This is a genomic window from Paeniglutamicibacter antarcticus (assembly GCF_039544305.1).
Lineage (GTDB): Bacteria > Actinomycetota > Actinomycetes > Actinomycetales > Micrococcaceae > Paeniglutamicibacter > Paeniglutamicibacter antarcticus_C.
On sequence record NZ_BAABLK010000015.1, the window covers coordinates 22,957 to 41,123 of the forward strand.

The window sequence follows — 18,167 nt, forward strand, 5'->3', positions numbered from 1 at the left end:
ATGTCCGGCTGGGCACCTGCCCTTTTGCGTTCCGGGCATTGGCCCAAGTAATCGGGCGTCCCTGAAGGATGCTCCGTGACCCCGGGCGCGCCCCCGAGCAGCCCTGAAGCGGACATCGAGCACTGGGATAGCTGATTGCCGCTCCCAATTCTTCGAAGGCAATATACCCTCGGAGGTAAACCGCATGGCCGGCAGATCGACGTGTTCCCAACCGTCTCGTGAACCAAGGAGGAATTTTCGATGGATCTTCTGTCCATTTTGATCATTGCGGGTATCTGTATTCTGTGCGGGCTGCCATTCTTGCTTGGGTTGTTCCGGACCAAGGACAAGAAGGCGAACGACATCGAGAACCAGAATCCCGAGGTTGCTCGCGCCCTGCGTGAAGCACGCAGGAACATCGATGCGGGCAGGGGTTTTCGCGGGCGCCCGTAATGGAATCCCGCTGAGGGTCCTCCCCCTGACGGGAACACCGTCATTGCGGCGCAGTGGCATCGAGGCAAATAGGCAGCTTACCCACGCGGAATCCCCTGGTGCAGCCTGCTTCGGTTTCCGCAACAGCGGCTCCATGGACATGTCTTTGAATTACGGCCGTTGGACATCCCCGGGATGCCCATGCCCGAGTCCCCCGGATTACATCGGCAGCGGCAAACAGGGAAATGACGTTCCGTGCGCCTCTTGCCCGCAGCGAACGGCGAGGCCTTGCTATTCACCCCGGCGAGGAACTCAAGCACACTGGAGACATGAGCAGGCATACAGCTTCGAAATTCCGTGACCGGGGGCAGGCCGGCCAGATGCTTGGCGAGGCCTTGGAGACCCACGGCGTGGGGACCGATGCCGTGGTCTTGGGACTGCTGCGCGGAGGTGTCCCCGTCGCTGCCGCACTGGCCAACCACTTGGGTGCCGAGCTTGGGGCGTTGGCCGTGCGCAAGCTAGGCGTCCCGCACCAAAAGGAACTGGCGTTCGGTGCCATCGCGTCCTACCATTGGCACACCGGACGGTATCTGGTGCCCTCGGTGTACCGCCACGCGTTGGATTCAGGGCCCGCCGCGGAGCTCGAGGAAGTCGAGGTGAACGCCGATGCCCAGCTCGAGCGCCTTGCCGCACGCTTCGCCGACTTCGCACCAGAGGTGGCCGGACGCACCGTGGTGCTGTGCGATGACGGCCTGGCCACGGGGGCAACGATGCATGCGGCGCTCGATGTCCTCTCACGTTGCCAGGCGGCGCAGATCATTGTCGCTGTCCCTGTGGCCCCGCGGGGCCTCTCCGACTCGATGCAGGGCGCCAGCGTAACGATCATTCTGCGTTCACCCCGGGATTTCGCCAATGTCGGAGGCCACTACGAGGACTTCTCCCAGGTCGACGAGGCAGGCATTGAGTTGATGCTGCGCCGGAGCTGAGCGGAGGTAACAGGTTTTACCTCGATGCCGCCGTCTCACGGGTCCGGCGCCGCTGGTCAGCGAGCGCCACGAAGAGCGTGAGCAGCACGATCCCGGCAATCGAAGCCAGCCCCACGATCATTGCCGTGTCCCAGGCCGTGGCACGCAGGGTTGCGAAGAAAATGGCGGTCATCATGGCGATCCCCACCGCCGTGCCGATGCGCTGGGAGGTCTGCATCACTCCCCCGGCGCTTCCGGATTCCTCGGGCGGGACCTCGAGCATTGTCAGTGCCTGGTTCGGTGCGATGATCGCGCCCTGGGCGATGCCCACGAACGACAGGCTCAGCAGCAGCCACCACAACCCGATATGCCCGTCGGCATGCAACTTGATCACGGCGATGCTCGCGACCAGGCCGAAGAGTGCGCTCAAGATCCCGAAGATCACGATCTTGCGCCCGTATTCCATCACCCGCATCCCGGCCAGGTGCGAACTTGTTGCGGCACAGAGCGCCGCCGGGAATCCGATGAAACCGGCCTGCAACGCGCTGAAGCCCTGTCCGTCCTGGACATAGATGGCCGTCAGCACCCACACACTGGTGACCCCCACGAAGTACAGCCCGGCAATCAAGGTCCCCATGGTGAAGGATCCGATCCTGAACAGCCCGAGGTCAACCATCGGGGACCTGCCCCGGGCGGCATAGTTCTTCTCCCAGCGGATCCAGCCCAGGATCACCGCCAGCCCACCGGGCAGCAACCACCACACCCAGGCGTTCTCACGTCCTTGGACGAACGGCAGCAGAAGCGCCAGCACGCCCACGCCCAGCAGCGCGCTGCCGACCGGGTCAAGGTCCGTGCCGCGCTTGGTGCGTCGGCCCGGAGTCGGTGCCGGCCCCGTGTCCAGGCGCGGCACCCGGGCGAAGAGCGGTCTGGGGAACCAGCGCAGGGCCAGGATGATGGCCAGTGCACCTACCGGGACGTTGACCAGGAAGGTCGAGCGCCAACCGGTCTCGGGACCCAGCAGGAAAATGAGCAAGCCGCCAAGCAAGGGTCCGATCGCAACCGAGAACCCGACCATGGTGCCCATCGCGCCATAGGCGCGACCACGTTCCTTGCCCCGGAAGTAGTGCTGGATCATCCCCAGCACTTGTGGATTGATCAGGCCAGAGCCCACGCCTTGGACGAACCTTGCGATGTTCAGCCACAGCGGATCCGGCGCCATGCCTGCGGCAACCGAGGAAAGGGTGAAGACAACAACACCCAGGATGAACAGTGCCCCCCGGCCAAAGACGTCCCCGGCACGGCCGGCGGCCACCAGCACCACGCCGAAGGTCAATGCGTAGCCCGAGAGCACCCACTGAATATCGGATTGCGTGGCGCCGAGCCCGGATTGGATCGAGGGGAGTACGACGTTGACGATGCTCACGCCGATCAGCGACATGAACATGGTTACCAGCAGGACAGCCAGGATGCGCCAGCGCGCGGGATCCGGAACGTAGTGCGCTGTCTCCGGATCCTTGTCCTGCATAGCTTGCTCCCTTTTCTCGTCTCCCCCATCATTCATACGCGCAACCCGTCTTGACAGCAAAGCAACACGTCACAATGCGCTTCGCTGCCCGAGACCGAGCCCGGGGGTCCCTACTGTGCACGCGAGTGACAAGGAGACATGGTCTCCGCGTTGATGCCAGTGCGGGATTCGTTGAACCGATGCACGGCCATCGCCTTCTCCGTGTTGCCACCCAGCTGTTTGGCACCGGGGATCGAGGCGTCAACGGGGACACACGCCGATGACGTCACTGGCGAAGGGCACGAAGGTATCGTCGACGGACGATTCGCTGAACCACTAAGAGTGCGGGAAAAAGGACCCTCCATGGTTGCTGGGGTGCTGCACGGGTGAGCGAACGAATGGTGAGGTGGACATCTTCACCGCGGCGGTCAATAACAAATGCCTCTTCGCCATCGACGGGGTGCCCGGGCAATGTGCAGTAGGAGAAGCCGACCCGTCTGGTCTCCTGGATCACTGTAAGGACCTTCACGGGCTCGATGATCTTCAACCCGAGCATGCGCGCGGTGACTTCCAATTCTTCCCCCGGCTTCACCGGCCCGGCGGGATCGACTTCGAACCCGCTCGCGGTTTTCACCTTCCACCTCAGCACGTCCGCGGTGACGCGTTCCCAAAACGCATCACCGCTGCCAATGAAGGATGAAACTTCCGATTGCCGGTACTTGCCGTTCTTCACAGGCCAATGGCCAAGATCCGGACTGGTCATTTTGCATTCCTCACATATTCACGGTCGATCGGAGTCGAAATCTTTGGCGCGGGTCCCTGGGCACCGCCGGCATCATGCGGTCCGACTCGGGCACCCACCGGGTACCGCCCGGGATTCCCAAGGTGCTGGGCCTGCGCTTGGAAGTGGGTGGGCTAACCGGCCACCTTGGTGCGGGGCAGAGTGCCGAGTTCATCGCCGGCCTTGTTGGTCAGCAGCAGGTTATCGCCCTCGACCTGCACCGTGGTGGTCTTGGAAATCCAGTCGTCAACGCCCACGCAGGCGATCAGCGTCATGGTCACGTTCTTCAGCTCGATCTGTTGGCCGGTTTGTTCCCAGCCCCCCAAGAGCGAATTGCATCCGTCGTTTCCGGTAAACGTTCCCGAGGCGTTGAACCAGAGAACCGGGGAGTCATCGGTTGCCCCGCCCCACTGCCCGACGACGTCGGTTTCGGAGGCCGGCGCCTGGCTCGGATCCGGCGTGGACGCGGTGGCCGAGGGACTCGGTGTTTGCGTGGCGCTGGGCTCGGGGCTGTCTTGGCCACCACTGCAGGCCGACAACGCCAAAGCGAATGCCGGTACAAGGAACAGGGCTGATAGTCGTTTCATGCTCCCCATGCTAATACGCAACAATCGCCTTTTGGCCTGCAAAGGGACCGCTGGATCGTGGCTTGTGCCTCGCCGGGGCGCGCGGGGGTGCACACTGGAAGACATGACATCCGAACATATCGCTCCCGACCGTTTTGACGATCGCACTTCAGCAGGAAAATTCCTGGCCGAAGACCTGCAGCAGTATGCCAAGGACCCCAACGTGCTGGTGCTGGGCCTGTTGCGAGGTGGTGTGCCGGTTGCCGCCCAGATCGCTTTGGAGCTTGGAGTCGACGTCGATGCCTTGGCGGTTCGTCGCTTGGTCATGCCAGAACGTACCCAGATCGCCTTCGCCGCGATGGCAGCCTATGGGGAGCACACGTCACTGAAATACATCAAGGACATCTGGTCCTCCGCGCAGCTGCGTTTCAACAAGGAGGACCTGGACGCAGTCGAGGTCGGTGCAAGGGCAGATCTCGAGAAGATGCGCACCAGCATCGTCGGCGAGGCCGTGCTGCCCGTTGCCGGCCGCACGGTGATCCTGTGCGATGACGGGATGGCCAGCGGTGCCTCGATGGCAGCGGCGGTGGAGTTGATGCGCCAGGCCGGTGCCGGGCGCATCGTGGCCGCTGTTCCGGTTGCCCCCAAGTTTGCCCGTTGGGAAGTCGAGCCCCTGGTCGATGAGTTCGTCTGTGCCATCAATCCCCGGGTGTTTCACTCCGTCAGTGCCTTTTACTCGCGCTTCGACTCGGTGTCGGACTCCGAGATCATTGCGCTGATCCCCCACCTGTAGCCGGCCAAAGCGCCAAGAACAGACAAAACAAGGGCCGATCGGCTCCTGCCCCCATGAAGGGAACAGGAACCGATCGGCCCTTGTCGTTGGTGCGTGAAGACGCCCCGAGGTTTGGTCCTAGGAGTTCTTCTCGCGGTGCAGTTCATCGTGCGCTGCCTGCAGCTCGGGATCGGTGTCCTCGACGTGCAGGTTCCTGCCCTTGGTCTCTCCGACCCAGAGCACGGCGGCGACCGAGATGATCGTCATGACCATGATGTAGATGGCGATGGAGATGGACTCGCCGGTCTTCTCCAGCAGCACCTGGGCAATGGTGGCGGCGAAGGCCCCACCGAGGATTGCACCCATTGCGTAGCCGATGGAGATGCCCGAGTAACGGATGTGCGCCGGGAACATCTCTGCGTACATTGCCGACTGCGGACCGTAGGACAGGCCCAGGCCGGTGGTCAGGATGAACACCGACAGTCCGTAGAGGAAAACGCTGCCGGTGTCGATGAGCATGAACATCGGGATCATCCAGACGAAGACGATGCCGTAGCCGATGACGAAGGTGGCCCGTCGCCCGATGATGTCCGAGAGCCAGCCGCCGACCAGGGTGAAGATCAACCAACCGACCGCACCAATAGTGGTGGCCAGCAAAACCGGCGCCAGCGGCATGTCCAGCACCTTGGTGGTGTAGGAAATGAAGAACGCGATCACCAGGTAGCCGGCGGCATTGTTGGAGACGAAGATCAAGGCTGCCTGGATGACTTCCTTGGTGTTGGTCTGGAAGAGCTGCTTCAGCGGGGTGTGCTCCGAGGACTTGCGCAACGCCAGCTGCTTGAAAATCGGGGATTCCTCCACGGCCTTGCGGATCAGGTAGCCAACGACGATCAGTACGACCGAGAGCAGGAACGGGATCCGCCAGCCCCAGCTCATGAACTGTTCCGGGGTCATCGAGGTGCGCAGGATGTAGAGCAGCCCGGTGGCCAAGATCATGCCGATCGGGACACCGATCTGCGGGTAGGCACCGAAGTAGCCACGCTTTTTTTCCGGAGCGTGTTCAACGGCCATCAGGGCCGCGCCGCCCCATTCGCCACCGGCGGAGAAGCCCTGGATGATGCGCAGCAGCACGAGCAGCAACGGGGCTGCGATGCCGATCTGTGCGTAGGTCGGCAGCACACCGATCAACGCCGTGGCAATGCCCATCATGATCAAGGTGGCCACCAGGATGCGCTTGCGGCCGTACTTGTCCCCCAAGTGGCCTGCTACGATGGCGCCCAACGGGCGGAAGAGGAAGGAAATGCCGATCATGGCAAATGCCAGGATCTGGCCCAGCCCCGGGTTCGACTCGCTCAGTGGCTTGAGGAACAACGGGGTCAGCAAGGTTGCTGTTAGTTGGGCGAAGATAAAGAAGTCGTACCACTCGATAGTGGTGCCGACCAAAGTGCCGGCAAGGACTCGACGTTCCTCGGAGCGTTTTTTCTTTATAGCCAGTGAGGGTGCCATGGACGAACTCCAACGTTGGGCGCTTGGCGCGGTTTGAGAGTGTGACCGACCGTTCGGACGGTAAAGTGCTGTGACCATCGTAACCCACAATCGTGAGTTCACTCACGCCATCGCGAAATTTCATGTTTACTGGCGTATTTCCAAGGACAATTCCCGCGTTTGGCACACTGAGCAGGGGATATTGGCATTCGGGGGAACCGGCCTCACCGAGGAAGCCAGGCTCACGAAGATCCCCGGAGGCCCGGAAAGCCATTGAACCCAGGCTTTCGTGGACGGGCGGAAAGCACGCAGGAATCCGCTAGAGCAATTCCTCGACGCCCAGCTGGCTTCCGGGAATAATGGTGAAGGCCGAGTTGGCGAAAGCTAGCGCGTCGCCTTGTCGATAGTTGAAGTCCTGGACCTGGCCCAGGTACAGCGTATGGTCACCCCCGTCGTAAGCAGCCCAAGGAGTGCAAGAGAAATAGGCTAGGACCCCGGCCAGGCGTGGAGCGGTGTCCCCCTCGACCCAAACCGGCTCCCGGGAGGGACGTCCGGCAAAGTGCAAGGCCAGGTCCTTCTGTTCAGCACCCAGGATATTCACGGTGAACGGCCTGTCTGCGAGCTCGTCGTGCGCCCTGGTCGCACGTGAGATGGACACCAGCACCAGTGGCGGCTCCATCGATACCGAGGTGAAGGAATTGACGGTGATCCCGTGGCGACGGGTGACTCCGTCGAAGGTCACGATGGCGACTCCGGTGGCGAAACGCCCGAGACTGCCACGGAAATGTGGCAATGTTGAGGCATCCATCTTTCGCGAAGGAGCCGCTTCGTCTGCAGCGGTGTCACCAGCGACGCTGTGCGGGATTCCCATGGTGAACCCCTCCATCCGATCCCCGTACTTGCATCCTCGCATTTGACGAAGAATTGTTCTAATATCGAACATACGGTTCTTATAGAGAACTGTAATTGCACCATAGCCCAGCGCTGGTTGGCCCACAACCCCCATGGGCAGGCGGTGCATTTCAGCAGAAACCCACCTAAGGATGACTCCCGTCCCATGACTGCCGCAAGTGCCCCCGCCCCGGCATCCCAGACCCTCTCCCGCGGCATCCGGATGCTCGAGATCCTCGCGGAGGCCGAGGGGCCCAGGACCATTGCCGAGCTTGCCACCGATCTGGGTGTGCACCGTTCGATCGCATACCGGATCCTGCGCACCCTGGAATCACACAGGCTCGTCATCCGCGACGATTCCGGCCGCGTGCACGGTGCACCCGGCCTTGCGGTACTTGCCCGCGGCGTTCAACGTGACCTGCAGAGCGCCGCGCTGCCGGAACTGACAACACTCGCCAACGAACTGGGGATGTGCGCATTCATCGCCGTCTGGGACCAGCCCGACTGCACCACGCTGGTCACGGTCGAGCCGCGCCACGTGCATGCGGCAGTGGTGCAGCGCCCCGGAACACGGCACCCCTTCGGCCATGGGGCTCCGGGGATTGCCATGCAATCCACGCTCACCGAGTCGCAGTGGAATGCCTCGGACCAGGAGACCCCCTACCGGAAAAACGCCATCGAGGCCCGCGGCTTGGGCTATGCAACGAGCTTGGACGAGGTCATCCCCGGGCTCTCCTCGGTTGCAGCGCCCATCAACGTACCGGGGCAACTGCCAGCAGCGGTGGCCGTGGTTTACAGCACCGGGTCCAGCACCAACGAGATCTCAGCAATCGGAGCACGGCTATGTGCCGCTGCCCGTGCGATCGAGGCCGAACTGGGCTAGTGCCGCCCCCGCCAGGTAGAGGGCTGCCCACTGCCCGAAGTGGTGGCCTTCTCCCGACCGGCCACCCATGGGAGAACAAGCTGGACCCAGGCATCCCTTCACGGACGAAGCCGGAGGAAGTCCGGAAACCGAGTCCCTATATGGTCCCCGTCCACGACATCATGCCGAGCACGGGGGCGGCCTTCCAAACCGTGAGACTGAAACCGTGCACGGACGAAGAGACCTGGGAGGCCACCGAAGGGTGGTCGCGTGCATCCGCAAACGATACTGTCGAATGGACCCCCGTTCGTCCGGGACCGTCGCTCGCGCCAGCGGGTTCCCCCACAGGTGGAAGGAACAAACCATGTGGTTTGGCTTAAGGCCTGAGACCCAACGCGTCCTTACTGTCGACTCCGCTTCACCTGCAGCACTGTTCTCGGTGCTGTCGACCATCATGCAGGTGAGCGGCCCCACGCTCGGGGACATCTTCGACCACCGCAAGGGATACGGACAATGACTGAACATCGGAAGGATCCCACCCTGGACACGCCCAGCGACGAGGAAAGGCTGGGGGCTGCGGAACTCCTCGCGAGGCAACTCGACAGGCCAATGGGGATCCTTGGCATCATCTTCCTCTTCGTAGTGCTCGGCCAGGTCCTGGCCACCGAGCCCGGCATGACGCTCGCCCTGACCATCACCGGATGGATCTTCTGGGCGATCTTCGTCGGGGAGTTCTTGCTGCGCGCCTATATCGCACGGTTTCGCAAACAGTTCTGGAAGAAGAACTGGTGGCAGATCGTTTTCCTGCTTGTCCCCTTCCTTCGGTTTTTCCGGGCCCTGCAAGCTCTTCGCTTGGTGCGCTTGGCACGGTTTGCCCGGTTCGGCGGCATAGTCTCGGCCGGCGTCCGTGGCTCCCGATCGGCGGGGCGGCTGCTCTCGAGCCGCATCGGCTGGCTGATCGCCGTGACCGCCGTCGTCATCCTGGCTTCGAGCCAACTACTGTATGCGACGGGCTCGCACGAGCAATATGCCGATGCCCTCTTCGAGGCTGCCATGGCCACGATCACCGGCCAAGGACTCACGCCCACGGACCCGTTCTCCCGGATCCTGCAGGTGCTGCTTGCCGTCTACTCCGTCGCGGTCTTCGCGACCCTGGCAGGATCCTTCGGTGCGTTCTTCCTGCAGAAGGAACAGCCAGAGGCGATATCCGCAACTCCACCAGAAGCCTCCACCTCGGCAAGCGAACCTCCCCGCAGTGAGCATTCAGCGCCCAAGCACACCGGCGGACAGGAATAGGCTGTGTTTGCGGTGAACCTCGGGTCCCGAGTGCGGTGGTCGGTCCTCTCGCGGACCAAATCGCATAGAATCCGAAACTGAAAACGGTGGCGCCCGCGATCATTTTCGATCTGCGCTGGACTGCTCCCCATGCAAGGTAAGCGACTATAGACTTCCGACGTCGCCATTGAAGCCAGCCACTCCATCGCGACTGTGAAGAAAACCATGGCGCTCGCAATACGTCCCTGTCATGAAAGCCGAGTCGATGTGCCGGGCGGTTTTCTAGATCTGTGCCATCGCCTGCTCAAATGGCAGCAGCCTGAGTGGTTGCAATGGCGCACGCCCAGAAGTTCCTGCAGATGGATCCCAAATCGGCCTTGGCCTGTTCCCGCCGGGAAGTTCAGAAGGTCTGCCGGTCTCCCGAATTTTTTCGATCCCACTACAAACGCCAGTTGCGCGTGGCCTGTAGGAGACCACAAACTGCCAATATTGTCCAAAGCATCTTCTGGCCCCATAGGAACTCATCGCCCATGAAGTCAGCGAGCAGGTAGCCGATGAAGAAAGACGGAGACGACCCGATAGCCAAAAACGAACCAAGGCAGCTGTGCCACCGGCCGTTCCGCGCGACTAGCCATCTCTCGTTTGCCGTTCAGGAGCGCTGAGCCTTACCTTTTCATAGTGGCCACGCGAAGCTTAAGACTGGCCGGCCACTCATGTTTCCCACCTCTGGCTCGTCCGCACGGGGTTATTCTATCGAGCATCACTCGAGGTAAGTCCCGAATTCACCATTTTGCGTTCAACGGACCTATCTGCCGACCGGCATACGGAAGGATGTGAAGATATCTGAAACCGCTGTCTTTTGGGAGGGATTCGCCTTTATCGAGGGCAGCAGTTCCGCTAATGCACGGTTCAAATGACTCCGATGAGCTTCAAGGATTCGACTGACGGCTAGACCTGATCGTCGCTATCCCCGGTGAGGCTGGAATCCTGTTCACGGCCAAGGCTTTTGAAGCGCATTTATACTGCAATCATGTAGCCTGCCAATCAGTCCCCAACACGATTGGAGAAGTCAGACGGTGCAACGCCTTGGCGATCTTGAGTTGTACAGCGATGGTAAGAACGCATGGCTTGTAACGAACATCTGGGATGAAGTGGAGTCATGCTTCTTTCAAGAATTATTCGTGCGGACTGATCCGGTTTCTGAGCCTTGGTCGCGCGTCGGAGCCTACTTCATTGACGACGAACCAGCCCGAAAAGAGATCTGCTCATCAATAGCGGGCAAACCTATTTCATCGAAGATTGGAAACCTAAGTCTTCCGGTGCCTATCCGTCCGGTTACTCACAACCGAACAATCGATATCGCTGTACACGCGCGGGCCGCGCGTTCAGCCCCAAAGTGGTTGGGCAAGTTGTCAAAGATGCTTAGTCCGCGGTAGCCATTCCGCTTTGCGTTCGGCCTCCGGAACCTTGAACCGGTCCGAAAACCCCACCCGGAAGTAGTCCCACAAATGGTGAACGTCCGTGCCCACCGACTGTCGGAGGCTCCCTCACGATGGGTGACATGAAGATGCTGCGTTTGTCTCGTTTTGTCGGTGCTGTTCCAAAATTCTTGGATGGGATGGAGGCTGCGGCCAGGGCCGCCACGAGTATCGCCTATGTTGATGATGCTGCCCAGCCCCTTGAAGACGAACCCTTTGCGAAGCGGGAACGCGCCCAATTCCAGGATCTGGGCCACACCCTCGTTCCTGTGACGATTGGCGACGTCACCGTTGATGATCTATCCACTGTTCTTGACGGTGTGGACGCCATCTACGTCGCCGGCGGCATGGCCGACCATCTTCTGGATGTTCTACGTCACACGGAGACCGATGCGATCCTGGCTGATCGGGTTCGAGCGGGGTTGCCCTACATCGGTGTCAGCGCGGGCGCGATCATCATGGGTACAAGCATTGACCCGGCGATTGCCCTCGACGGCCCTACCAAAGGGGTTTCCCTCGAGGACTACAGTGGACTCGGACTCGTGGACGCAGTGATCCTGCCCCATGCAGATGGTCTGCTTCCGCCTATCCACCGGAGATTATCGCTGAGGTAGCTCGTGGCCTCGGGAGAAGGCCAGGGTTGACGCTGCTAGCCGACGGCGAGGGCCTGCTCGTCATCGGTAACCAGGTGCGGCGGGTTGCATCCCCTGCCACCAACTGAGGAAATTCGGTCCAACTACCGCATTACACGGCCGGTCGGCTGACTTCGTCACGGGCCACGAACCTACGAGCCTCGGATTGCGGGAGATGGCCGGGCCATCAACGGTTGCCTCACGGAATGGCTGGAAGCACTTTCATAGAAAGGCAGCCAAGGAACGTTCCATAATCGGTCTGTCCGCACATCACTGATCTCTCCTCGAACGGCACAGGACTTGGCGTTGGATCGACCCGAAGCTACCAAAATCCAGCGAAGACGCACACCGGTGGGATGCCGAAATCAGATCTTTCGATAGGTACCAAAGACGGGTGGAAAGCACGTTGCTGCGATTGGTCAACCGTGATGGGCACCGTCTGTCGTACATGGTGAAATCTCGCTCTTACCTGTTTGAAGAGGGGGCGCTCCATCCCTGTTCGTGAACACCTGGATGAACCAGAATGTCTTGGGGATAACAGCTTGTTGCATCGTCGGAAGTCATCCGAGCGAGACCGAGTGGCTTGCCGTCTTTGTTCCAGGCAGCTCCCAGCCTAAAACACCCATCCAGCTTCAGGCCCCTCGAGAATATGAATCTGGCTCCCGGCAAACGGAACCCGGTGTCTATTCGACGGTCATGGCCACTCCGCGTGCTGAGATCAAGGCTGGACTACGTTCGCGCAAAATCACGAAGTCAGCCATCCGCCGGCACCCAATGGTAAAGCGAGGCTAGACGCGTGGTCCGTGGCCTTCAAGCATCTTTCGCCGCGCTCGAAGGCGCAAGACGGCCATGGCGATTCCGGATACCAAGAGCAGTCCTGCGGCTCCAGCCGCCACGGCATAGGCACCGGAGTATCCGTGGGAATCCGCAAGCAGCCCCGCCAGTGAGTTGCCGATCGCCGTTCCCACCACGATGCCAGATGACAGTAGCGTCATCACCGTGGAGAGACGTGCCGGCGGGGCGATTTCCCCGCCGAGGGTGAAGATCGTGACCAAGATGGGGCCCACGGGAAGTCCCACGAGCAACAACGCGATGATCATCGGCAGCAGGGTGCCGGGCAGCTGCAGCGCGAGTGCCGCGGGAACCATGAAGATCGCTGCGGCGAGCCAACGGCTGGATTGCGGCCATCCGCTGGGCCAGAAAGCGACGGACAACGCAGCGATCGACGAGGTAAGCCCGACCGCGGCATAAAGCAACCCACCGATGTTGGCGTTGCCCAGCTCCCCAGCGAAGGCCAATGTTCCAGCCGCGCTCGAGCCGAAGAAGGTGCCCATGCCGATCATGCCGGTGACGGCGAAGGAAATTCCCGTGGCCTGGTAGCGCGTCAGCTTGATCTTCACGGCGCTCTTCACGGCCGGGACGACTGCCTTTTCGGTGGGATGCAAGGCGAAGAGAGGAACAAGGACCACGGTGAGCACCGCGGCGATCGCCAGCGGAAGCCATGGTGCCAGCAGCGAGGCGAACAAACCAACCGCTGCGGGGCCAAGCACAAAGCCGAGTTCGTCGACCATTGATTCGTAGCTCAGCGCCGCGGAGAGTTCCTTGCCGCCGTTTTCACGCTTGCGGGTCAGCGCCATCCAGCGCACGCGCGCCAGCGGTCCCACCTGCGGGCCGGTGGCCCCGGCGAGGATCGCCAAGAGAACGATGGTGCCTAGCGGCGCCAGTGGTCCGGCGCCACCGAACCACAGCAGCGCGGTGATCAGGATCGACTGCAGCACGGCAACTGGGATCAGCACGCGGCGCTGGCCCAGCCGGTCGGTGAGGTAACCGATGGTTGGTCCGCCGACTGCGGAGCCGACTCCGACCATTGCGGCGGCCAAGCCGCCGGCGGCATAGGATCCGGTCGAGTCGATCAGCAGCGTCATGGAGCCGATGGTGAGCATCGCCAGGGGCAGGCGGGCAAAGAATCCCAGCGGGAAAAATGCCCAGCCGACCAGTGGCGGGAGGACGGCATAGGGCGAGGCCTTGGCCGCGCGCTTTCGGGAAACGGTGTTGATCATGATGTTCTTGGGTACTCCGCATACATGCGTGTAGCGTCCCTGCCTCCCGCTACACAAAACCCTTGACAAACATCGAACAGTCTATCCGAGGCCCGCAAGGAAACAGGTCACACCCCGATACACATCGAGACGGTGGAACCCGTGCGTGACTTGTGCACGTTGAGCTGAGTGGCGATGCGTTGCTTCATGTCCGCCACGTGCGAGACCACCCCGATGACCCGGCCTCCGCTGCGCAGGTTCTCCAGCGCATCCATGACTTCCTCGAGGGTCTCGGCATCCAGCGAGCCGAACCCCTCATCCACGAAGAGCGTCTCGATGTCGATGCCCCCGGATTGGTGCGCGATGACATCGGCCAGTCCCAGGGCCAGTGCCAGCGAGGCCATGAACGATTCGCCACCCGACAGCGTCTGGGTATCTCGCCGCGCACTGGTCCAGGAGTCAAAGACCTGCAACCCCAGGCCCGATTTGTTGTTCCCTCGCGGGGTGTCGTCGTGGAGCAGGGAATAGCGCTGGCCGGTCATCGCCAGCAGGCGTTCGGTGGCGGCCAGCGCCACCGATTCTAGCCGGGCGGCCAGAACGTAGGTGCTCAGCGTCATCTTCAACCGGTTCTCCCCCGCACCGCGGGCCAACTCCGCAATGCCCTTCAGCATTCCATAGCGTTCAAGCACCGGTCCCGATTCCCGCGCCAGGACCTGGAGCCGTGCAAGTGCGGTTTCCAGACGAGTGGCGTAGCTGCTCAGCACAGCGTCACGGCTGAGGAACCCGTCACGCACGGCTGCTGCCGCTTCGACCTGGAAGCGGGCTTCTTCGTGTTCGGCTTCATCGGGAGCCGAGATACCTTCGTTGGCTTCGGTCCGTGCCAGTTCAATGCCCGGCGCCTCGGCCAGGGTCTTGATGCGCACCGCTTCGTCGTTGTGTCCGCGCACGCGCTGCTGCTCGTTGGTTCGCCGGGCGTCTTCGAGCATCATTTCCCGCCATCCAGCGGTATCGGCGACGCCAAGGGCTTCCAGTTTCCCGGCCCACAGTGTGTTGGCCGCTTCCAGTCCGGCGTCCGCATCCATGCGTGCCCGCGCGGTGGACGACAGCGTTTCCAGGCAGGTGGAGGCCGCGTCAAGGATGCCATGGCGTTCGGCGAGGGTTTGGCCGTCCTTGCCCAGCTTGGCCAAACGGGCTTCGAGCTTCACGGCCCGGGCTTCCTCCGCCTTCTGCCGGGCGGCAGCGACCTGGAGATCCGTGGCGCTCCTGGCCTGTTTGGTTTTTAGTGCCTCAAGTTCGGTTTCCGCTCCAAGGACCGCTTGTTGTGCCGCCGTGGCTTCGCTGCCCGAGGCCAGTGCCTTGGAGTGGGCTTCGATCGCGGCTTTCAGCTCGGCCGCCGCGTCTTCGGCCGAGAGCTCGCCGATCTTTCCGCGGCTGCCATCCAGTGCCTGGTCGGCTTTTTTCAGCGCGGAGCTCTTTTTTTCCTCTGCCTTCTCGGCTGCTGCCACCTTGTTTTGGGCGGCCTCGATGTCAGCGGCTCCGACGAATTCGCCTTCCGGCAATGTGGCGGGGTCCGGGTGGGCGGTGGATCCGCAGACAAGGCACGGTTCCCCGTCGACCAATTCCTGGCCCAGTGCCGCGGCCGACTGTTCCAGCCTTAAGGCGATCAATGCTGCCACTTCTTGGCGCCCCGACAGCGTTGCGGTGCGCGCCTGGTTCCACGCACGGTGTGCAGCAAGCTGGACCGTTTCCGCCTTGCTGCGGGCAAGCACCGCATCGCGGCGTTCGGTGGCGGTGGCTACTGCGGATCCGAGGCTTGAAGCCGATTCGGCAAGAGAGGCAAGTTCCTGGTTCCTGGTGCGCAGGCCCGGCAGGGAGGCGGCGATCTGATCGATGCGCGCTGCGCGTTCGACGTGTTCTGCCTCTCCGGCTTCAATTCCGACCACAAGCTCCTGTATGTCCACGCGCATCTGCTTGAGTTCGGCTTCCTCGGGCAACGCAGCCTCGATGAGCGCGGCGGCGGCGCGGGCGGCCTTCTCCGCCTTGCCCGCATGGTTGATGAGGGATTCAAGGCCCTCCGGGTCCGGGTGCTCGCTTCCTGCTTGCTCCAGCAATGAGGAGATACCTGCGTCTTGGGCGGCCAACACCTCGAGCGCTTCCCCGGTGTCCACCGCGGATATCGCGGCGAAAGTTCGGTGGCGTGCGCTATCCGCCTTGCGTTGGGCCTCGAGGAGTTGCTGGTGGTAAGGCCGCAAGCCGACGGCGCGGGCGTCGTCTTCCAGCAGTGCCCCGAGCTCGGCGATTTGTATCGCGCGTGCCTCGTGGCTCGTGCGCAGGGCGGCCAGTTCGGCCAGTTGCCGGTGCCGGGTCGCACGCTCTCCTAGCGCGGCACTTAGCTCACGTGCGGTGTTCAGCGCCGCCTCTGCGCTCTGGCGTTCCACGGCCAACCCGCTGCGGTTCTGCTGGACGCGTTCACGCAGCACGGTACCGAGCGCTTCGTCGTCTGCGGATTCCAGGGGCTCGCGCACACCAGGCGGCAAGCCTGCCTCAGACGGTTCGGTAACATCGGTTTCATCCTGCGCGGTGTCCAAGAGCGTGGTTTGTGCATCGGCCACGAGTTGTTCAAGCGTGGTGGCGCGGGCGCGCTCGGCGTCCTCGGCCTCGGCGCGGGCTGCGGCCAGCCGTTCGCTGAGCACCCGTTCGGTCATCGCGTATTCACTGGTGTCAAAGAGCGAACGCAGCAGGTCCTCGCGGTCCTTGTCCTTGGCGCGCAGGAATGCGGCGAAGGCACCCTGGGGCAGCATCGCGACCTTGGTGAACTGTTCCTTGTCCAAGCCCAGGATTTCCGTGAGGATGTGCCCGACCTCGTCGTTGCGCGTGGATTTGACCACCCAGGTACCGTCCACTCGTTCGCGCAAACGGCTTTGGGCGGCTGCGGTGGTGAAACCGTTCTTACTGCGCGTCGAGGGTTTTTCCCAGGCCGGGGACCTGGTGACCTCGAACCGCCGGCCACCGGTGGAAAATTCGCAGATGACCTCGGGTTCCACACCCGGCGCCGCGTGGTCGCTGCGCAGCGACTTGGCACCCTGGCGCACCCCGGGGAGGGATCCGTAGAGCGCATAGCAGATCCCGTCCAACACGCTGGTCTTCCCCGCGCCCGTCTCCCCGTTGAGCAGGAAGATCCCTGCCTCGCTCAGTGCGTCGAAGTCGATCTCGGCACGCACGGCGAACGGTCCGAAGGCCTGGAGCGACAGCGAATGGACCCTCATGCCTGCACCTTCTCGCTGCGTACCTGGGCCAGCACCGAAACAACGAGTTCTTCCTCGGCATCGCTCATCGGGCGAAGACGCACGTGTTCAACGAATCCCGCACATACCTGAACCGGTGAGCTGGCAGCTGCCAGCCGGTCGGCATAGGAATGGTTGGGATCGGTCTCGCGGCCCTCGGGGTCGAAGTTCAGCACCAGAGTGTCGGGGAACCTGGCCCGCAGCCGCTCCATGGCCCCGGCGGGCCGGTGCGTGTCGGTGAGGGTGATTTGGCACCAGGCATCGGCCGCGGAGGCATATCCGGGATCAGTGAGCAGGTCATCGATCTTGCCCTTGAGGATCCGCAGTTCCTTGCAGGCCGGCCAGTCGATTCCCCGCACCTCCTCCAGTCCTTCGGGTCCCACCACCAACAGCCAGGCACCCTTGGAATGCCCTGCCTCGGAAAACGAGTACGGGATCGGCGATCCGGAGTAGCGGATGTTCCCGGCCAGCTTCTGGCGTCCGTGCAGGTGGCCCAGTGCCGCATAGGTGAAGTCGGCGAAGTAGCTGGTGGGCACGATGTCCAGCCCGCCGATGCTCAATTCGCGTTCCGAATCCGAGCCGGCTCCCCCGGCGGCAAAGACGTGCGCCATCACGATTGGGTGCACCGGGTGCACCGCGGCTTCCTTCCGCGACGCCAGGTCCTCGCGCACTCTTTCCAGCGCCGCGGCCACCACCGGCGGGTGCCCGGGCGTCGATACCCCAAGGGACTCGGCGACCATCCGCGGCTCAAGGTACGGCAGTCCGTAGACGGCGACATCGAACCCGTCGCCACTGAAGAGCACCGGCTTGTCCATGTCGGTGAGCGTCGTGCGCAAGTGCAAGCCGGCGTAGGCAAGCAACTGGGAGCCGAAGCCCAGGCGCAGCGCCGAATCGTGGTTCCCGCTGGTGATCACGGTCTTCACCCCGGTCGCCAGCAGCCTCGCAAGGCTTTGGTCGAACAGCTCCACCGCGTCCACCGAGGGCAGCGCCCTGTCATAGACGTCGCCCGCCACCAGCAGCACATCGACGTTTTCGGCGTCGATCGTCTCGATCAGCCGGTCGACGAATTCGCGTTGGGCCTCAAGCAACGAGGCCTGGTGGAAGGAGCGACCCAGGTGCCAGTCGGAGGTGTGCAAGATACGCATGGGTTCCACAGTAGCCAGCCGCGCCCACACGTTGGTATTCCTGTCCTGCCAGCGAAAGGAACGGAAACCCGGTGTGG

The 18,167-nt window shown here is 62.5% G+C and carries 15 protein-coding genes; 7 read left to right on the top strand and 8 right to left on the bottom strand.

The annotated features are described in order from the left end of the window. The first annotated feature begins 240 nt into the window (after window positions 1-240). Window positions 241-432, top strand: a complete 192-nt coding sequence (locus tag ABEA12_RS03890) for a hypothetical protein (RefSeq protein WP_210100463.1) — start codon at window positions 241-243, stop codon at window positions 430-432. A 308-nt stretch (window positions 433-740) separates the two neighbouring features. Beyond that, complete coding sequence (locus tag ABEA12_RS03895) at window positions 741-1,397, top strand: phosphoribosyltransferase (protein WP_210100462.1); 657 nt, start codon at window positions 741-743, stop codon at window positions 1,395-1,397. Window positions 1,398-1,413: 16 nt separating this feature from the next. On the opposite strand, the gene ABEA12_RS03900 is transcribed toward ABEA12_RS03895, so the two are convergent. The 3 genes from ABEA12_RS03900 to ABEA12_RS03910 all read right to left on the bottom strand — a co-directional run bounded on the left by ABEA12_RS03900 (window position 1,414) and on the right by ABEA12_RS03910 (window position 4,248). Beyond that, the gene (locus tag ABEA12_RS03900) at window positions 1,414-2,901 is read right to left on the bottom strand and encodes an MFS transporter (RefSeq protein ID WP_210100461.1); all 1,488 of its coding nucleotides are present in this window, start codon (window positions 2,899-2,901) and stop codon (window positions 1,414-1,416) included. Window positions 2,902-3,166: 265 nt separating this feature from the next. After that, window positions 3,167-3,643, bottom strand: a complete 477-nt coding sequence (locus tag ABEA12_RS03905) for a DUF1990 domain-containing protein (protein WP_210100460.1) — start codon at window positions 3,641-3,643, stop codon at window positions 3,167-3,169. A 152-nt stretch (window positions 3,644-3,795) separates the two neighbouring features. Further along, window positions 3,796-4,248, bottom strand: coding sequence for an META domain-containing protein (locus tag ABEA12_RS03910; RefSeq protein ID WP_210100459.1), 453 nt, complete (start codon window positions 4,246-4,248; stop codon window positions 3,796-3,798). A 103-nt stretch (window positions 4,249-4,351) separates the two neighbouring features. On the opposite strand from ABEA12_RS03910, the gene ABEA12_RS03915 reads away from it, so the two are divergent. Next, window positions 4,352-5,020 carry a phosphoribosyltransferase family protein gene (locus tag ABEA12_RS03915; RefSeq protein WP_210100458.1) on the top strand — a complete coding sequence of 223 codons (669 nt, stop codon included), beginning with the start codon at window positions 4,352-4,354 and terminating at the stop codon, window positions 5,018-5,020. 117 nt (window positions 5,021-5,137) lie between these two features. On the opposite strand, the gene ABEA12_RS03920 is transcribed toward ABEA12_RS03915, so the two are convergent. Together ABEA12_RS03920 and ABEA12_RS03925 are read right to left on the bottom strand one after the other, a co-directional pair. Beyond that, window positions 5,138-6,505: an MFS transporter gene (locus ABEA12_RS03920; RefSeq protein ID WP_210100457.1), complete on the bottom strand. Its 1,368-nt coding sequence runs from the start codon at window positions 6,503-6,505 to the stop codon at window positions 5,138-5,140. A gap of 298 nt (window positions 6,506-6,803) precedes the next feature. Beyond that, complete coding sequence (locus tag ABEA12_RS03925; protein ID WP_210102518.1) at window positions 6,804-7,292, bottom strand: flavin reductase family protein; 489 nt, start codon at window positions 7,290-7,292, stop codon at window positions 6,804-6,806. Window positions 7,293-7,541: 249 nt separating this feature from the next. Here ABEA12_RS03925 and ABEA12_RS03930 point away from each other — a divergent pair, with 249 nt between their 5' ends. The 4 genes from ABEA12_RS03930 (at window position 7,542) to ABEA12_RS03945 (ending at window position 11,604) form a co-directional block, all read left to right on the top strand. After that, on the top strand, window positions 7,542-8,258 hold the full coding sequence (locus ABEA12_RS03930) for an IclR family transcriptional regulator (RefSeq protein ID WP_210100456.1): 717 nt from the start codon (window positions 7,542-7,544) through the stop codon (window positions 8,256-8,258). Between the two features lie 343 nt (window positions 8,259-8,601). Continuing rightward, a complete protein-coding gene (locus tag ABEA12_RS03935; RefSeq protein ID WP_210100455.1) occupies window positions 8,602-8,754 on the top strand; it encodes a hypothetical protein in 153 nt (50 codons plus the stop codon). Further along, window positions 8,751-9,533 carry an ion transporter gene (locus ABEA12_RS03940; RefSeq protein ID WP_345466515.1) on the top strand — a complete coding sequence of 261 codons (783 nt, stop codon included), beginning with the start codon at window positions 8,751-8,753 and terminating at the stop codon, window positions 9,531-9,533. Before ABEA12_RS03935 ends, ABEA12_RS03940 begins: the two co-directional genes overlap by 4 nt. 1,531 nt (window positions 9,534-11,064) lie before the next feature. Then, a complete protein-coding gene (locus ABEA12_RS03945) occupies window positions 11,065-11,604 on the top strand; it encodes a Type 1 glutamine amidotransferase-like domain-containing protein (protein WP_210100454.1) in 540 nt (179 codons plus the stop codon). Window positions 11,605-12,410: 806 nt separating this feature from the next. Here the strand turns inward: ABEA12_RS03945 and ABEA12_RS03950 are convergent. The 3 genes from ABEA12_RS03950 to ABEA12_RS03960 all read right to left on the bottom strand — a co-directional run bounded on the left by ABEA12_RS03950 (window position 12,411) and on the right by ABEA12_RS03960 (window position 18,090). Next, window positions 12,411-13,682 (bottom strand): MFS transporter, encoded by a 1,272-nt coding sequence (locus tag ABEA12_RS03950; protein ID WP_210100453.1) that lies wholly within the window; start codon window positions 13,680-13,682, stop codon window positions 12,411-12,413. Between the two features lie 107 nt (window positions 13,683-13,789). Continuing rightward, window positions 13,790-16,927, bottom strand: a complete 3,138-nt coding sequence (locus ABEA12_RS03955) for an AAA family ATPase (protein ID WP_210100452.1) — start codon at window positions 16,925-16,927, stop codon at window positions 13,790-13,792. Next, window positions 16,924-18,090 (bottom strand): exonuclease SbcCD subunit D, encoded by a 1,167-nt coding sequence (locus tag ABEA12_RS03960; protein ID WP_210100451.1) that lies wholly within the window; start codon window positions 18,088-18,090, stop codon window positions 16,924-16,926. The genes ABEA12_RS03955 and ABEA12_RS03960 overlap by 4 nt, the downstream gene beginning before the upstream one ends. Window positions 18,091-18,167 lie beyond the last annotated feature (77 nt).

Excerpts from the sequence above, each read along its gene's own strand:
- ABEA12_RS03945 (WP_210100454.1), top strand. The coding sequence starts at position 11,065 with ATGGGTGACATGAAGATGCTGCGTTTGTCTCGTTTTGTCGGTGCTGTT.
- ABEA12_RS03890 (WP_210100463.1), top strand. The coding sequence starts at position 241 with ATGGATCTTCTGTCCATTTTGATCATTGCGGGTATCTGTATTCTGTGC.
- ABEA12_RS03905 (WP_210100460.1), bottom strand. The coding sequence starts at position 3,643 with ATGACCAGTCCGGATCTTGGCCATTGGCCTGTGAAGAACGGCAAGTAC.
- ABEA12_RS03950 (WP_210100453.1), bottom strand. The coding sequence starts at position 13,682 with ATGATCAACACCGTTTCCCGAAAGCGCGCGGCCAAGGCCTCGCCCTAT.
- ABEA12_RS03900 (WP_210100461.1), bottom strand. The coding sequence starts at position 2,901 with ATGCAGGACAAGGATCCGGAGACAGCGCACTACGTTCCGGATCCCGCG.
- ABEA12_RS03960 (WP_210100451.1), bottom strand. The coding sequence starts at position 18,090 with ATGCGTATCTTGCACACCTCCGACTGGCACCTGGGTCGCTCCTTCCAC.
- ABEA12_RS03935 (WP_210100455.1), top strand. The coding sequence starts at position 8,602 with ATGTGGTTTGGCTTAAGGCCTGAGACCCAACGCGTCCTTACTGTCGAC.
- ABEA12_RS03955 (WP_210100452.1), bottom strand. The coding sequence starts at position 16,927 with ATGAGGGTCCATTCGCTGTCGCTCCAGGCCTTCGGACCGTTCGCCGTG.
- ABEA12_RS03940 (WP_345466515.1), top strand. The coding sequence starts at position 8,751 with ATGACTGAACATCGGAAGGATCCCACCCTGGACACGCCCAGCGACGAG.
- ABEA12_RS03895 (WP_210100462.1), top strand. The coding sequence starts at position 741 with ATGAGCAGGCATACAGCTTCGAAATTCCGTGACCGGGGGCAGGCCGGC.
- ABEA12_RS03925 (WP_210102518.1), bottom strand. The coding sequence starts at position 7,292 with ATGGATGCCTCAACATTGCCACATTTCCGTGGCAGTCTCGGGCGTTTC.
- ABEA12_RS03930 (WP_210100456.1), top strand. The coding sequence starts at position 7,542 with ATGACTGCCGCAAGTGCCCCCGCCCCGGCATCCCAGACCCTCTCCCGC.
- ABEA12_RS03915 (WP_210100458.1), top strand. The coding sequence starts at position 4,352 with ATGACATCCGAACATATCGCTCCCGACCGTTTTGACGATCGCACTTCA.
- ABEA12_RS03920 (WP_210100457.1), bottom strand. The coding sequence starts at position 6,505 with ATGGCACCCTCACTGGCTATAAAGAAAAAACGCTCCGAGGAACGTCGA.
- ABEA12_RS03910 (WP_210100459.1), bottom strand. The coding sequence starts at position 4,248 with ATGAAACGACTATCAGCCCTGTTCCTTGTACCGGCATTCGCTTTGGCG.